This window comes from Mesorhizobium sp. M0991, from assembly GCF_040318915.1.
GTDB lineage: Bacteria > Pseudomonadota > Alphaproteobacteria > Rhizobiales > Rhizobiaceae > Mesorhizobium.
The window spans coordinates 237,840-251,771 of the sequence record NZ_JAMYNE010000008.1; the positions used below are offsets into that span (position 1 = coordinate 237,840).

The following is a 13,932-nucleotide window of genomic DNA, read 5'->3' on the forward strand; positions in this document are numbered from 1 at the left end:
CGCTTCACGCAAAATGGCATCCAGAATGACCGTTTCGGGGCCGGATGCGGACTGGCAGCTTTTCAACAGCGGAGGGTCCAAAGCTGGACATTCAAATCGGTGCATCCTGAAAGCAACTAACGATGCGGGGAAGGATACTGCACGCCTGTACTCCGGCCTCCAACCGAAACTACTTCGTTGGCAATCCCGCAGCGACGAGGTCGGCTACCTGTCGATCAATCACTGCAGGATTGATATGGAACGTCATATCGCGCCACCGCGTGGCCTTAAGCCACGGCTGCATGGCAAGCGCCTTGAGGACTTCACTGCGTGCATCGTCAGTTTTTCCAAGATGGACATCGTTGATGGCACGTAGCAGCGGAACGGTGATCAGGAAGTCTGACGCCTTCGTGATCAGTGCAGCAGATTCGGCGTACTTTTCGATATCCGTCAGGGCATTTGCCTTCATCACGAGATAATAATCGGCGAAGTTTGGATCGTTCCTGAGCCCGTATTCTGCTCGCTCAATGGCCTTGTCTGTCAGGCCGCTGAAGCGGGCTGCTGATGAAAGGTCGCCGATGAGAAACGCGTCTCCGGGCGAAAGCGCAATCACCTCATCGGCCCTACGCAGAGACAGATCGAAGTTGCCCTCATGAGCGCTGACGTAGACGGATGACCACAAGCAGCTTTTTCTTGCGTCGGGTCCGAGGTTGGCCCGCGGAAGAACCTTTGCTTCCAGTTCGGACGCCATGCGCCAATGTTCGTCAGGCTTTTCGTCAAAGCCGAGGCTGGCCGCCAAGACGTGATCCCAAGCCAGTCCGCACGATAACAGCGACGAGTCGGGAAATTTGGCCAGGCCCTCAAGAATTATGTCCGTCGCCTTCACCAGGCTCTCGGGCGTGAACTGCCCAAAAAAGAAATTGGATCGAAGGAAGAAGTCGTACTCTTCAAGATCCGGTGTGTCCTTTTCCCAGACCTTCTTGTATTCGATGTCGTACATTTTTCCGCGCTGGCCACCAAGCGTGCCAATGATGCGTTCGATCGCCTCGTCCTGAATCACAAGGGGATTGCTTCCAGAGCGATCGAACTTTTCCGCCCAGAGGTTTTCGCCCGTGCGCGCGTCGATCAGCTGTGCGGTGATGCGCACCCGGTCCGTCTCCTTCCAGATACTGCCCTCGATCACGTAGGCCGCGTTCAATTCTTGGCCGATCCGGCGGACATCGGTTGGCTTGTCCTTGTAGACAAAGGTAGAGCTACGCGAGAGCACCTTAAGTTCGGTGACGCCTGCCAGCATCGAGATCAAATTGTCTGTCATGCCGTCGCTGAAATATTCCAGCTTCGGGTCGCCGCTCATGTTCTTGAACGGCAGAACCGCGACGGTCGGGATACCACCCTGGCCCATATCACGCTTTGTTCCATAGAACTGCCACCACGCCAGGACCGCTGTGACTGCTAAGACCAGCACCAGGAAGCTCGCCACGACTGGCAGCCGCGACCGGCTGCGGCTCGCCCGCCTGGGCTTGGCCTTGCCGCCGATCGTGACACGGTATGCCTCCACCGGCTCCGCGATGTTCTTGACCCTCTGCAGGCCCATCGACTGAAAGCCGAAAGCCAGCTTCTTCTCAACCTCGCGCGCGACCTTTGCAGACACCCAGATGCCGCCAGGCTCGGCAAGTTGTTCTAGTCGCGCCGCGATATTTACGCCCTCGCCAAACCGATCGTCACCCTCGACAATCACCTCGCCAAGATTGACGCCGATGCGCACTTCGACGCGCTGGTCTTTCGGCAAAGAGGCGTTTCGCTCGGCCAGCCCACGTTGCAACGAAACCGCGCATTCCATCGCCTCGACGACAGAAGAAAACTCCGCCAGCAGGCCGTCGCCCATCAGCTTGAAGATAGTGCCATGATGACGCGCTACTGTCGGCTCGAAAAGTTCCTTATGATCGGCGCGCACCCGTTCATGCGTACCCGCCTCGTCGCGCTCCATCATGGCAGAGTATCCGACAACGTCAGCAGCAAGGATGGCGGCGAGCTTGCGGTCCATTTCGGAGCACTCTGTCGGCGGCCAACCTCGGAGGCGAGGTGGCAAACCCTCCCGGTTCCAATCAGTTTCGCCTATCAGGACCTTACCCGCAAGCGGCTGCCGGTTACGAAACGACTTGATTGGGGCCGGACGCGGACTGTCGGCTATGGGAGAATCCGCCCGACTCCTTCCGATAGGCGAAAGTCGCTCTGGAAAAGCACCGCGGGGTCTTGAAATGGCACGACCGAGCCGGCGGGCGCATCGGCTCGAACTATTCCGCGTGGGAGCGCTCTAAGTCTCGATCGGGCGGAAAGTGGTCGCACACGGGAGCGGCCCAAGTAGGCTCATCTGCGCCAACAGGCGACTTGTGGATCAAGCTTGGAAGGCGGCTCCACCGACGCTTCGACACTACGGCCCAAATTAGCCCTCGCCGATGCTCCGGCTGCGCCAAAGGCTTGTTTGGATGCTTCAGCTTGGACCTGGTGGCTTGGCAACCAGGGGCAGTTCTAAACCGGTCGGGCGCGGCCAGACTTTCGAGTTTCAAGGTAAGCCGCCATGGATTTGCAATGATCTCCACGACGAAGCCATAGCGCTGGTTGCTCGCGCAACGCTATGGGCGTCCTGGTGGCTGCTCCTGCGGAAACTTGTCTTCATGGACGATTGCCACGGCCCGCTCAAGATTGCCTCTCACCTCGAAACCGATCCAGTGTCCGTCCATCAGGTGCGTTTGTCTCGGACAGGCGAGGAAATAGTTCCCCGCCTGCTGGGCAACAAAGTTGAGTTGCCTCCTCTCATTAATTTTAATCCCCTCTAGCGGAGCGGTGTACGCCCCCCAAATCGCATCCTCAGCCTCCAACTTCACTGGCATCTCTGACCGAGCATAAACCCTGGTCACCATCAGACCGTGCCTGAAATTCGAGGAGCCATTGATGAACTCGATCTGGACCGACCATTCTTCTGGCACGATGATCGTGAGATTGCCGCCCCAGTAGCCGTTGAAGTCGATAATGTCGGTCCGGATGTTGTCCCTGCGGTACCGCTCGACTTGGTTCCAATCGGCGACAATCTCGATAGCCACCGTCTTCGCTACCGGATCGTTTTTGATCCAGCTCGGGACGAAAGGCTTCCCAGCCAGCGCAATTCCAGGCAACAATGCGAAGGCGAGAAGGGCAAGGTGGGCAAAGCGCGCCATCGCAATCAGAGGCTCCTCCCGAGCGGAGCGGCCGAGCTAAAGCGACCGCAATCGAAGTCGACTAGGCCCATTCTTCAACCAAGAGAATACCCCCAAAACAAGATCCACACCAGCAAACCCCCTTTGGCGGAACGGAACAAAACTCGCCGTCGCCGGAGGCGCCCCAAGCGAACGCCCCACCTCGCGCAGGCCGATGTCTGCCCCCGAAAAGCGAAGGAGGAGTAAGGTTTCCGCGCCACGCTGATCGCCGCTCGGCAAAGGTCTGCTTCGGGCCGGAAAGCGGACAGATGCTTTTCAAACCCGGAGCGACAAGAGCAGACCTTTGTTCGGTGCAAGTGTGTCATGACGTGACCCAATGCGGTCGTTCAGTTGCGAGCGTCGCTGGCTGAAGCTGCGTTAGTCGGACGGAGGCCGATGGCATTTTCAATGGAACGCTAATATACATGGACGCTCGAACGAGCAGCGTCTGCCAGATACTTGAGGAATGCCATGCGAGGGCTCATCTTCACGGCAATGTGTATCGCCGCCGCAACAGCCGCTAACGCCCACGATTGGTACGAAGACAAGATTGACCCGCAGACCAAATTCAAGTGCTGCGGTGGTTCTGATTGCCGCGCTGTACCTCGGTCTTCGGTGCGGTCCAGGGTAGACGGTGGGTACACTTATTTGCCGCATAATTTCATCATCCCACGGGACCGTGTACAGGAATCCCCGGACGGGCAATACCATATCTGCGAAAATAAATATGTTGTAACCAACCAGCTGTATTGGCGTTGCTTCTTCGCACCTCGAGTCGATGTGTCTATACTTCTAAAGCATTAACCGCGCGTCGCTTCCGCAACTTACATCCGCAAGGTGCTAGTCCATTAATTCTGTTGGACTTTCTTCAAAATTGTCGAAGCTCAAGCCGTGCGCGACTGCCCCAGGGATTTCATTGGATACGTCGCGGCTATCGAGAGCCTGCGCGCCCTGGGCGTAACTCCATGGGGCGCTGCCGCGGGTGACTTCTGGGCGCGCTCCGCAAATTCGGTGACAGTCCAGATTTTATCGTGCCGGCACGGCCGTGGTTGTGTAGATTGGCTGCGTGGCCCGCCTTGCCCGCATTGTCGTTCCAAGTCCACTCGCCACGTGACGCAAACGCGGTAACGGCTGGCGATTTCGACCACGATGGACAGCCAAGCGATAGGGGATAACTGGCGCGGGATCAGCAGCACGGTTCATGCGGGAGCGGCATTCGCCGGATGCGGTAGCTGCGGCTGCAGTCTCGAATTTGACGCATCAGCACTTGCAAATCGTCAGCCGAGGTCTTTTGCTCGCGCGATAGTTGCCCTTGACCGTTGAATGGTTGGCGAACAGATGAACAAAATCGATCGACGGCGGCCAGAGTCAGAAACGGACGCCACCGTAAATGCCGCAAGACTTGGAACTCGGCTGCGCCTCGCCCGCCAGACACGCGGCATGACGCTGAAGACGCTGGCCGCGGCTGCGAATTGCTCGGAAAGCCTGCTGTCCAAGATCGAGAACGGCAAGGCTTCGCCGTCCCTGCCCATGCTTCACCGTCTGGTCGAGGTTCTCGACACCAACATCGGCTGGATGTTCGAGCAAGTCGATGACGACGAGGCGATCGTATTCCGGGCGGGCGCAAGGCCTTTGATCGCGCTCGACGCGCTACGGCGTGGCGAAGGAATTTCGCTCGAACGCATCATTCCGTATTCGCCTGGCCACCTCTTACAATGCAACATCCATCACATCGAGGCACAGGGCTCTAGCGAAGGTCCGATCCAGCATGCCGGCGAGGAAGTCGGCTATGTGCTCGCCGGCCGGATCGAGTTGATCGTCGACGGCAAGAGCCATGCTCTCGCCGCGGGTGATGCCTTCGTGTTCAGGTCGGAGCTGCCGCATCATTACCGCAACATCGGCCAGGAACGCGCTAGCATTTTCTGGGTCAACACGCCGGCGACTTTCTGAGCGATGCTCTGCCTTCATTTGGATTGACAAATATTCAAGTCTCTTGAATGCTTGCCCCGTGCCTGTAGCACCAACGGGACCAGCCGAGGTCTGGTCCGCAAGCAAGGGGAACCGAAATGCGTCTGTTCAAACTTCTCGCCGGCTGTGCCGCCGCCATTGCCATGGGCTCGGCAGCCATGGGATCGGCGCTTGCCGATACGTTCGCTCTCGTCAACATCAACCAGCAGGCCCTGTTCTTCAACCAGATCAACGAGGGCGCGCAAAAGGCAGCCGACGCCGCGGGCGCCAAGCTGGTCATTTTCAACGCCAACAATGTGCCCAGCGCGCAGAACGACGCGATCGAGAACTACATCACGCAGAAAGTCGACGGCATCATTCTGGTCGCCATCGACGTCAACGGCGTCAAGCCTGCGATCACCGCGGCCAAGGCGGCCGGCATTCCCGTCATAGCCATCGACGCGCAGATCCCCGACGGCGACAATATTTCGTTCATCGGCGTCGACAACACCAAGGCCGGCGAGGATATCGGCAAATTCTACGCCGACTATGTGAAGACCGAGATGGGCGGCAAGGCCAAGATCGGTATCGTCGGCGCACTCAATTCATTCATCCAGAACCAGCGGCTCGACGGCTTCAAGAAGGCGGTGACCGAAAGCGGCCAGGCCGTCAACTTCCTCGACACGGTCGACGGCCAGAACGTTCAGGAGACCGCGTTGAGCGCTTCGGAAAACCTGATGACCGCCAATCCGGACATGAACTCGCTCTATGCGACCGGCGAGCCGGCCTTGCTCGGCGCCGTTTCGGCTGTGACCAGCCAGGGCCGCACCGGCGACGTCAAGGTGTTCGGCTGGGATCTGACCAAGCAGGCCGTTCAGGGCATAGACGACGGCTGGGTGGTGGCGGTCGTGCAGCAGGATCCGGCCGGCGAAGGCAAGGCCGCGGTCGAAGCGCTGGGCAAGCTCAAGAAGGGCGAGAAAATCGATCCGATCATCAATATCCCGGTGACGATCGTGACCAAGAAGAATGTCGACCAATACCGCGCGATGTTCAAGTAAACTGCGTCGGCGACCGAGCCGCGGCGCCGCCTGAAGCTGCGCCGCGGATACCTTGCAATCGCGTGGAATCCCAGATGAGCAGTGGCCAGACCTATCGGGTGCGGATGAGCGGCATCTCAAAGCGCTACAACGCCATCCAGACGCTCGATGATGTGTCGCTGACGCTGAAGCCGGGCGAGGTGCTGGGGCTCGTCGGCGACAATGGCGCCGGCAAGTCGACATTGAGCAAAGTGCTGTCGGGGGCTGTGGTTCCCGACGCCGGCACCATCGAGATCGACGGCAAGCCGGTGATCTTCAACTCGCCAGCGGACGCACGTGCGGCGCGCGTCGAGATGGTCTACCAGGACCTGTCGCTGTGCGACACGGTCGATGTCGCCGGCAATCTGTTTCTCGGCCGCGAGCCGCGCCGCCGCATCGCAGGCATTTCCTTTCTCGACAAGAAGCGCATGCATGACGAGACGCGCCAGATGCTCGATCGGCTCGGCATCGTCATTGCCGACACGCGGCTCAAGGTCGAAAACCTCTCCGGCGGGCAGCGCCAGTCGATCGCGATCGGCCGCGCCGCCTCGTTCGAACCGGCCGTGCTGATCATGGACGAGCCGACGGCAGCGCTTGCCGTGGCCGAAGTCGAGGCGGTGCTCGAACTGATCCGCGCGGTCAGTGCGCGCGGTGTCAGCGTTATTTTGATCACCCATCGGCTGCAGGATCTGTTCCTCGTCTGCGATCGCATCCAGGTCATGTATGAAGGGCGCAACGTCGCCGAGCGGCTGATCGGCGAGACCAATATCGAAGACGTGGTCAATCTGATCGTCGGCCGCAAGTTCAGCGCGCGTTCCGCCACCAATGGCTATCGCGGTGGAGCGCCGGCATGAGCGACGCGATCCACGCCGCCCAGCCCTCACGAGTGCACAAGGGCACCTGGCGCGATGCGCTGCTCGCCAATGGCAGTGTCGTCTCGATCGCGCTGTTCTTTCTGGTCGTCTGCATCATCTTCTCGGTTGCGACCGACGCCTTTCTGACGTCGCCCAATCTGTTGAACATCCTGCGGCAGTCGGCGCCGCTGCTGATCGTCGCCGCGGCAATGACTTTCGTCATCACCACTGGCGGCATCGATCTTTCGGTCGGATCCGTGCTGGCGCTGGTGGCGACGCTGTCGGCGACGCTTTTGCAGTTTGGCCTGCCGTGGCCAGTCGTTATCCTCGCCATGTTGGCGCTCGGTGCCCTGCTTGGGGCGGTACAGGGCTATTTCATTGCCTATGAGGGCATCCCGTCCTTCATCGTCACGCTTGCCGGGCTTTCGGTGATCCGTGGCGTGGCGCTGCTGATCACCGGCGGCTATTCCATCCCGATCGAGCCCGGAAGCGCTTTCACCGTGCTGGGCCGCGCCTGGTTCCTTGGCGTGCCGGTGCCGGCGCTGATCGCGCTGGCGATCCTTACCATCGCCTATCTCGCCTTCAACGAGACGCCATTCGGCCGCTATGTCACCGGCATCGGCGCCAACGCCGAGGCGGTGCGGCGCGCCGGCGTCAACACGCGGCAAACGACGCTCTTCGTCTATGTGATTTCCGCCACCGCGGCAGCCCTTGCCGGGATCATCATTGCTGCCCGGCTTGGATCGGGATCTTCGAATGCCGGACAGGGTTTCGAGCTGGAAGTCATCGCCGCCGTCGTGCTCGGCGGCACCAGCCTGTTCGGCGGCCGTGGAACGATCATTGGCACGGTGCTCGGCGCGCTGACCGTGGCCGTCATCGGCAACGGCCTGATCCTGGCGCATCTGTCGCCTTTCCTGACGCCGATTGTCACCGGAACGATCATCCTGATCGCCATCTGGCTGAACTTCCGCCTGTTCCGCGGCGCCGTGCGGAGCCGTTGAGCCGATGAGCGGTCTGTTCGATGACGCAGTGCCCGGCCAGCGGCTGGCGATCGGGGTCGATACTGGCCATGTGATGACCGTGCTCGGCCCGGTTCCGGTCGACGACATGGGCATCACGCTGATGCACGAGCACATCTTGCTCGACGGCGCGCGCAGCTGGAAATGCCCCTGCCATCCCGATGACATGGCGATCGCCGAGCAGCCGGTGAACATCGAGATCATCGGCGAGTTGCGCATGAACCCTTACGTCAACCGCGACAACGTTTCGCTCGACGACGCCGACCTGGCGCTGTCGGAGCTGCAGCGCTATCGCGCGCTGGGCGGCCACACCGTCGTCGATGCCACCAATATCGGCATCGGCCGCGACCCCGAAAAGCTCGCCCGCATCAGCCGCATGTCCGGCCTGAAGATCGTCATGGGCACCGGCTTCTATCTCGAGCACACCCATCCCGAATGGCTGAAGGCGATGGATGTGGACGCGGTGACCGAGTTCATCGTCAACGATGTCGGTGGCGGCAAGACGCAGCCGCCGATCATGGCCGGGCTGATCGGCGAAGTCGGCGTCAGCAAGGATTTCACCGCCGAGGAACGCAAGTCGCTGCGTGCTTCGGCGCGTGCCTCGCGCGTCACCGGCGTGCCGCTGTCGATCCACCTGCCGGGCTGGGAGCGGCTGGCGCATGAAGTGCTCGATATCGTCGAGGCCGAAGGCGCGGATCTCCGCCACTCCGTGCTCTGCCACATGAACCCGAGTCACAACGATCTGGACTATCAGAAGAGCCTCGCCGAGCGCGGCGCGTTCCTCGAATACGACATGATCGGCATGGACTATTATTATGCCGACCAGGACGCGCAATCGCCCTCCGACGAGGAGAACGCACGCGCCATCGCCGCCCTTGTCGAGGCGGGCTTCGGCGACCGCCTGCTGTTGTCGCAGGATGTGTTCCTCAAGATCATGCTGACGCGCTTCGGCGGCTTCGGCTATGGTTATATCCTGAAGCATTTCATACCGCGCCTGAGACGCCACGGCGTCGAGCAGGCGGCCATCGACCGCATGCTGATCGCTAATCCAAAGAGCGTATTCGCGCGGCTCTAAATGGCCTCGAGTTACGACGGGAGTTCAAATGTCCAAGAAGAAAATCCTGCTTGCCGGCGAATCCTGGGTGTCGACCGCGACCCATATCAAGGGTTTCGATCAGTTTCCGACCGTTACCTACCACACCGGCGCGGACGAGTTGCTGGACGCGCTGAAGGCGACCGACTTCGACGTCACCTTCATGCCGGCACATGACGCGCAGCGCGGCTTTCCTCAGACCATGGAGGCGCTGTCGGCCTATGACGCGGTCGTGCTCTCCGACATCGGCGCCAACACGCTGCTGCTGCATCCCGACACCTGGGTCCACTCCAAGCCGACGGCGAACCGCCTGCGTCTGCTGCGCGATTACGTCAGCGGTGGCGGCGGTCTATTGATGTTCGGCGGTTACTACAGCTTCCAGGGCATCAATGGCGGCGCGCGCTACCGCAAGACCCCGGTCGAGGACGTGCTGCCGGTGAATTGCCTGGCCTACGACGACCGCGTCGAGGTTCCCGAAGGTTTTGCGCCCGTGCCGAAACCAGGGTCGAGCCATCCCATCCTCAGGGGCCTCGGCTCGGACTGGCCGATCCTGCTCGGTTTTAACGAGGTGACGCTGAAGGACGGGGCCGAGGTCCTGGCCAGTGTGTCGTCGGATTATGGCTCGCTGCCGCTGCTTGTCACCGGCCATTACGGCAAGGGCCGCACCGTGGCCTGGACATCCGATGTCGGGCCGCATTGGCTGCCGCCGCAATTCATCGCCTGGCCAGGCTACAAGACCCTGTTCGAACAGATGCTGGGCTGGGCGACCGGTGAGAGCTGAGCCATGCATGTCCACGTTGTCGGCAATGCCTGCGTCGATACCGTGTTTCGCGTCGGCCGCTTCCCTGCCGCGGGCGAGACTTTGAATGCCGTGAGCTATGCCGACGGGCTCGGCGGCAAGGGCGCCAACCAGGCGGTCGCAGCAGCACGGACTGGTGCAGAGGTGACGTTCTGGACGGCGCTCGGCAAGGACCCCGCTGGCGCATGGATCAGGAGCCGCCTCGACAGCGAGCTGTCCGACCTTGAGGTGAGCGAATTCGAGCTGCCGAGCGACCGCTCGACCATCGTCGTCGATCGAGGCGGAGAGAATTTCATCGTCAGCGGCGTCGCCTGCAGCGAAGCCTTCGACCCGGTTGCGCAGACAGCACTTGTCCGCTGGATCGCGCCCGGCGACATCCTCGTCTGCCAGGGAAATTTGCGGGCTGCCGTGACCAATGCCTGCCTCGGGGCAGCAAGGGAAAACGGCGCACGCACCGTTCTCAACGCCAGCCCGATCGATGCGATTTCGCTGCCCGATCTCGGCCTGGCGGAGGTTTTGGTTGTCAACCAATCCGAGGCGAAAACCCTGACCGGCCGGGATGATATGACAGCAGCCGCCGGCGCGCTGGTAGCCCAAGGCGCAGGCACGGTAGTTATCACGCTCGGCGCCGCAGGCTGCCTTGTGCTCTCCCCGGACTATGGAGAACCACTTCGTTTGCCGGCGCCGCAGGTCGAGGCGCTCGACACCAGCGGCGCCGGCGATGTGTTCTGCGGCTGCCTCGCCGGCGGGCTTGCGCGGGGCATGCCGGTCACCTCGGCGCTGGAGCTTGCGCTCGCGGCCGCCGCAATCGCTGTGACACGGCCGGGCACGCTGGCATCCTGTCCTTCCGCCTCCGAGATGGCGGTGCTCATCGATCAAATGGAGCTCTCATGACCCAGATCGGCCAATCCGGCGGCGACGCGCTTCTAGACCTTTTCGGCCGCACCAAGGTGGTGATCGGCGTCGTTCATCTGGCGCCGCTGCCCGGCGCGCCGCGCTATGACGGCGAGGCTATCGAGGCGATCTACCAGCGCGGGCTCGATGACGCCAAAGCCTATCTCGACGGCGGCTGCGACGGCGTCATCGTCGAGAACCATGGCGACCTCCCCTTCGCCAAGCCTGACGATATCGGCCCGGAGACGGCGGCCTATATGGCGGTTGTTTCCGACCGCATCCGCCGCGAACTCGGCAGGCCGATCGGCATCAATGTGCTGGCCAACGCCGCGATCCCGGCCTTGGCGATCGCCAGCGCTGCCGGCGCCGGTTTCGTCCGCGTCAATCAATGGGCGAACGCCTATGTCGCCAATGAGGGCTTTGTCGAAGGCGAGTCGGGCCGCGCGGCGCGCTACCGCGCCAGGCTGCGCGCCAACGGCATCCGCATTTTCGCCGATGCCCATGTCAAGCACGGCGCACACGCCATCGTCGCCGACCGTCCGGTGGAGGAACTGGTCAAGGACCTGGTCTTCTTCGACGCCGACGCCATCATCGCCACCGGCCAGCGCACCGGCCACGCCGCGGATTTGGGCTACATAAGCATGATCAAGCAGGCCGCCGGCCTGCCAACGCTGGTCGGCAGCGGTGTCACGGCGGACAACGCCAAGGATATCCTCGCCATTGTCGACGGGGTCATCATCGCCAGCGCGCTGAAGCACGACGGCGTCTGGTGGAACCAAGTCGACTCTGCTCGAGTAAAGGCGTTCATGGGTGGTCTGAAGCGATAGCTGACTTCAACCGCTTACCCCACCGAGGGCTCGGGCCACCTCCATCAGAGACGACGGACAGGCCCAGGATACTGTGCGACCAGATCGTCGACGGTCAGCAATGTAATGCCTTCCACAATCGATTGAGCAATCAGGATCCGATCGAAGGGGTCCTTGTGGATGGGTGGAAGCCCCTCCACCGCAATGGCATGCTCCCCGGTGATTGGCAGCTCATGATAGCCATTGTCTATCAGGCCCCGACGTAAAAGACGCGCATCGACCCTAAAGTCAGGGCGGCCCAAACTGCATTTGATGGCAATCTCCCAGAGACTTGCGGCGCTGAAGGTCAGGTGGTTGTCGACATTCTCGATCTCAGCAAGAGCGGCGGGCGGGAGCTTTCCGGGCTCGCCCGCCGCCCAGAGCAGAAGATGGGTATCGAGCAGAAGTTTCATGCATCGCCGCCAAACTGCTTCTCGATTTCCTCATCGGCCATGCGATCAAAATCGTCCGGAACTGAAAACTGCCCGGCCATAAATCCCACGCGACGCATTTCGCCGGCCGCAGGTGCGTCTATGGCAACGACCTTGACCATCGGCTTGCCGGATTTGGCGATAATGAAAGATTCGCCTTTGGCTGCCCTGTCGATAAGACGAGACAGATGCGTCTTGGCCTCGTGAATATTGACGGTGCGCATTGCGGGCCTCGTGACTTAGTTCATAAAACTTAGTCTAATTGGGCCTGATCTTCAAGTGTGTATCTTCCGGCGAATAGGATGGGGCGGATCAAATTGCCCATATCCTCGACTAAAGCCGTGGCAGATCTTCGTGCAGCCCGCCTGGGCGGAGGCCAATGCTTGTGTGAACCGCTCGCGCGATCGTGAGCACCACCAGCTTCTTCTGCTCCACAGGGCGGCATCAGCGCCCGGATGTCGAAGCCTGGGGCCGTGATGTTGGGCAGATGGACAGAATACGGGAGATCTCAACCGTGAGAACCCGTATCAGCTGACCGCGCTTGGGCACCTCGGCGCAATCGAGGCGATTGAAATGGGCAGTGCCTGCAAATTAGGGCGTCGAGGCCTGCGCTCTCGGCGCCCGTGTCGGCATCACCGCTTTCCTGCCCACGTGGGGCCCCGCGATGACCCACCATCCGCACGTGCACATGATCGTGCCGGGCGGCGCCGCCCGGCTCGATCGATGATAGTCGAGCAGCTGCTAGGCCGGCAACGCGCCCGATCTCTTTGCGGTCCAGGTGGCGATATAGTCCATCAGGCCGGGATTGAGGCAATCGTAGGGCTCGAGCCCGATCGACTTCAGCTGTGATCGGATGCCGTCCATGCGGCTCGGATCGACACCGGATTCGATGATCGACGAGACAAAGGCGGTGAAGCCCGGTGGCGACCAGCCGTCCTCCTGGAAGCGCTCGGGATGGATGAAGGACAGCCCCTTGAAAGCGTGGTCGCGCTCGACCGGGCCGTGCATGTGGACGCCGCAGCCCGTGCAGGCATGGCGCAGGATCAGCGCGCCCGGATCGACGATCTTCAGCTTGTCGCCGTTTTCGGTCACCGTCACGTCGTTTGTAGCGGCAACCGCCACGACCGAGAACAGTGCGCCTTCCGGCTTCCAGCATTTGGTGCAGCCGCAGGCATGGTTATGGGCGATCTGGCCCTTGACCTTCACCTTGACCGGGTTGCTGGTGCAGGCGCAGACCAGCGTGCCGCCGGCAAAGTCGGCCTTTTCCCGTGGCAGGCCATTGTCGATCTTAGGATGCAGTTTTTCCGGCATTTTTGTTTCCTCCCTTGTTGAACATCTGCATTTTTCGGCCTCTGGCTGGTTAGCCGGCGGCTTTCTCCTCCTCAGTAAACCACCACGCTCCTGATCGACTTGCCTTCATGCATCAGGTCAAAGCCCCTGTTGATGTCCTCGAGCTTCAGTGTGTGGGTGATCATCGGATCGATCTCGATCTTGCCGGCCATGTACCAGTCGACGATCTTCGGCACGTCGGTGCGGCCGCGCGCGCCGCCGAAGGCGGTGCCCATCCAGGTGCGGCCGGTGACCAGCTGGAACGGCCGCGTCGAGATCTCCTGGCCGGCGCCGGCAACGCCGATGATGACCGACTTGCCCCAGCCGCGATGCGACGATTCAAGCGCTTGCCGCATGACTTTGGTGTTGCCGGTGCAGTCGAACGTGTAGTCGGCGCCGCCGATCTGGTCGGCGCCGCGCTTGGTCATGTTGA

At 61.3% G+C, this 13,932-nt stretch carries 14 protein-coding genes and 1 pseudogene; 9 read left to right on the forward strand and 6 right to left on the reverse strand.

What is annotated here, in order from left to right; translation table 11 throughout:
• Positions 1 to 169: 169 nt before the first annotated feature.
• The gene (locus NKH70_RS15025; RefSeq protein WP_352913649.1) at positions 170 to 2,023 is read right to left on the reverse strand and encodes an adenylate/guanylate cyclase domain-containing protein; all 1,854 of its coding nucleotides are present in this window, start codon (positions 2,021 to 2,023) and stop codon (positions 170 to 172) included.
• Between the two features lie 589 nt (positions 2,024 to 2,612).
• Positions 2,613 to 3,194: a sulfocyanin-like copper-binding protein gene (locus tag NKH70_RS15030; RefSeq protein WP_352913646.1), complete on the reverse strand. Its 582-nt coding sequence runs from the start codon at positions 3,192 to 3,194 to the stop codon at positions 2,613 to 2,615.
• A 1,356-nt stretch (positions 3,195 to 4,550) separates the two neighbouring features.
• On the opposite strand from NKH70_RS15030, the gene NKH70_RS15035 reads away from it, so the two are divergent.
• The 8 genes from NKH70_RS15035 (at position 4,551) to NKH70_RS15070 (ending at position 11,721) form a co-directional block, all read left to right on the forward strand.
• Complete coding sequence (locus NKH70_RS15035) at positions 4,551 to 5,162, forward strand: cupin domain-containing protein (RefSeq protein ID WP_352977461.1); 612 nt, start codon at positions 4,551 to 4,553, stop codon at positions 5,160 to 5,162.
• 116 nt (positions 5,163 to 5,278) lie between these two features.
• Positions 5,279 to 6,217: an ABC transporter substrate-binding protein gene (locus NKH70_RS15040; protein WP_352977459.1), complete on the forward strand. Its 939-nt coding sequence runs from the start codon at positions 5,279 to 5,281 to the stop codon at positions 6,215 to 6,217.
• 74 nt (positions 6,218 to 6,291) lie between these two features.
• Positions 6,292 to 7,089 (forward strand): ATP-binding cassette domain-containing protein, encoded by a 798-nt coding sequence (locus tag NKH70_RS15045; RefSeq protein ID WP_352977457.1) that lies wholly within the window; start codon positions 6,292 to 6,294, stop codon positions 7,087 to 7,089.
• Positions 7,086 to 8,090 carry an ABC transporter permease gene (locus tag NKH70_RS15050; protein ID WP_352977455.1) on the forward strand — a complete coding sequence of 335 codons (1,005 nt, stop codon included), beginning with the start codon at positions 7,086 to 7,088 and terminating at the stop codon, positions 8,088 to 8,090. The genes NKH70_RS15045 and NKH70_RS15050 overlap by 4 nt, the downstream gene beginning before the upstream one ends.
• Before the next feature lie 4 nt (positions 8,091 to 8,094).
• Positions 8,095 to 9,183, forward strand: a complete 1,089-nt coding sequence (locus tag NKH70_RS15055) for a phosphotriesterase family protein (protein WP_352977454.1) — start codon at positions 8,095 to 8,097, stop codon at positions 9,181 to 9,183.
• A gap of 28 nt (positions 9,184 to 9,211) precedes the next feature.
• Entirely contained in the window at positions 9,212 to 9,982 is a 771-nt protein-coding gene (locus tag NKH70_RS15060; protein WP_352977452.1) for a glutamine amidotransferase, read from the forward strand.
• A gap of 3 nt (positions 9,983 to 9,985) precedes the next feature.
• Positions 9,986 to 10,894 (forward strand): ribokinase, encoded by a 909-nt coding sequence (locus tag NKH70_RS15065; RefSeq protein WP_352977450.1) that lies wholly within the window; start codon positions 9,986 to 9,988, stop codon positions 10,892 to 10,894.
• Positions 10,891 to 11,721 (forward strand): BtpA/SgcQ family protein, encoded by an 831-nt coding sequence (locus NKH70_RS15070; RefSeq protein WP_352977449.1) that lies wholly within the window; start codon positions 10,891 to 10,893, stop codon positions 11,719 to 11,721. The genes NKH70_RS15065 and NKH70_RS15070 overlap by 4 nt, the downstream gene beginning before the upstream one ends.
• A 44-nt stretch (positions 11,722 to 11,765) precedes the next feature.
• Here NKH70_RS15070 and NKH70_RS15075 read toward each other — a convergent pair whose 3' ends face one another.
• Positions 11,766 to 12,152: a type II toxin-antitoxin system VapC family toxin gene (locus tag NKH70_RS15075; protein ID WP_352977447.1), complete on the reverse strand. Its 387-nt coding sequence runs from the start codon at positions 12,150 to 12,152 to the stop codon at positions 11,766 to 11,768.
• The gene (locus tag NKH70_RS15080) at positions 12,149 to 12,394 is read right to left on the reverse strand and encodes a type II toxin-antitoxin system Phd/YefM family antitoxin (RefSeq protein ID WP_352977445.1); all 246 of its coding nucleotides are present in this window, start codon (positions 12,392 to 12,394) and stop codon (positions 12,149 to 12,151) included. Before NKH70_RS15080 ends, NKH70_RS15075 begins: the two co-directional genes overlap by 4 nt.
• 389 nt (positions 12,395 to 12,783) lie before the next feature.
• On the opposite strand from NKH70_RS15080, the pseudogene NKH70_RS15085 reads away from it, so the two are divergent.
• Positions 12,784 to 12,891 (forward strand): annotated as a pseudogene (locus NKH70_RS15085) (transposase); the annotation flags it as partial.
• A gap of 20 nt (positions 12,892 to 12,911) precedes the next feature.
• Here the strand turns inward: NKH70_RS15085 and gfa are convergent.
• Both gfa and NKH70_RS15095 read right to left on the reverse strand, forming a co-directional pair.
• Positions 12,912 to 13,481 carry an S-(hydroxymethyl)glutathione synthase gene (gene gfa, locus NKH70_RS15090; protein ID WP_353017121.1) on the reverse strand — a complete coding sequence of 190 codons (570 nt, stop codon included), beginning with the start codon at positions 13,479 to 13,481 and terminating at the stop codon, positions 12,912 to 12,914.
• Between the two features lie 71 nt (positions 13,482 to 13,552).
• Positions 13,553 to 13,932 (reverse strand): zinc-binding dehydrogenase (locus NKH70_RS15095; protein WP_353025573.1); only part of this gene is annotated, 380 nt, incomplete at its 5' end.

Excerpts from the sequence above, each read along its gene's own strand:
- NKH70_RS15025 (WP_352913649.1), bottom strand. The coding sequence starts at position 2,023 with ATGGACCGCAAGCTCGCCGCCATCCTTGCTGCTGACGTTGTCGGATAC.
- NKH70_RS15030 (WP_352913646.1), bottom strand. The coding sequence starts at position 3,194 with ATGGCGCGCTTTGCCCACCTTGCCCTTCTCGCCTTCGCATTGTTGCCT.
- NKH70_RS15035 (WP_352977461.1), top strand. The coding sequence starts at position 4,551 with ATGAACAAAATCGATCGACGGCGGCCAGAGTCAGAAACGGACGCCACC.
- NKH70_RS15040 (WP_352977459.1), top strand. The coding sequence starts at position 5,279 with ATGCGTCTGTTCAAACTTCTCGCCGGCTGTGCCGCCGCCATTGCCATG.
- NKH70_RS15045 (WP_352977457.1), top strand. The coding sequence starts at position 6,292 with ATGAGCAGTGGCCAGACCTATCGGGTGCGGATGAGCGGCATCTCAAAG.
- NKH70_RS15050 (WP_352977455.1), top strand. The coding sequence starts at position 7,086 with ATGAGCGACGCGATCCACGCCGCCCAGCCCTCACGAGTGCACAAGGGC.
- NKH70_RS15055 (WP_352977454.1), top strand. The coding sequence starts at position 8,095 with ATGAGCGGTCTGTTCGATGACGCAGTGCCCGGCCAGCGGCTGGCGATC.
- NKH70_RS15060 (WP_352977452.1), top strand. The coding sequence starts at position 9,212 with ATGTCCAAGAAGAAAATCCTGCTTGCCGGCGAATCCTGGGTGTCGACC.
- NKH70_RS15065 (WP_352977450.1), top strand. The coding sequence starts at position 9,986 with ATGCATGTCCACGTTGTCGGCAATGCCTGCGTCGATACCGTGTTTCGC.
- NKH70_RS15070 (WP_352977449.1), top strand. The coding sequence starts at position 10,891 with ATGACCCAGATCGGCCAATCCGGCGGCGACGCGCTTCTAGACCTTTTC.
- NKH70_RS15075 (WP_352977447.1), bottom strand. The coding sequence starts at position 12,152 with ATGAAACTTCTGCTCGATACCCATCTTCTGCTCTGGGCGGCGGGCGAG.
- NKH70_RS15080 (WP_352977445.1), bottom strand. The coding sequence starts at position 12,394 with ATGCGCACCGTCAATATTCACGAGGCCAAGACGCATCTGTCTCGTCTT.
- gfa (WP_353017121.1), bottom strand. The coding sequence starts at position 13,481 with ATGCCGGAAAAACTGCATCCTAAGATCGACAATGGCCTGCCACGGGAA.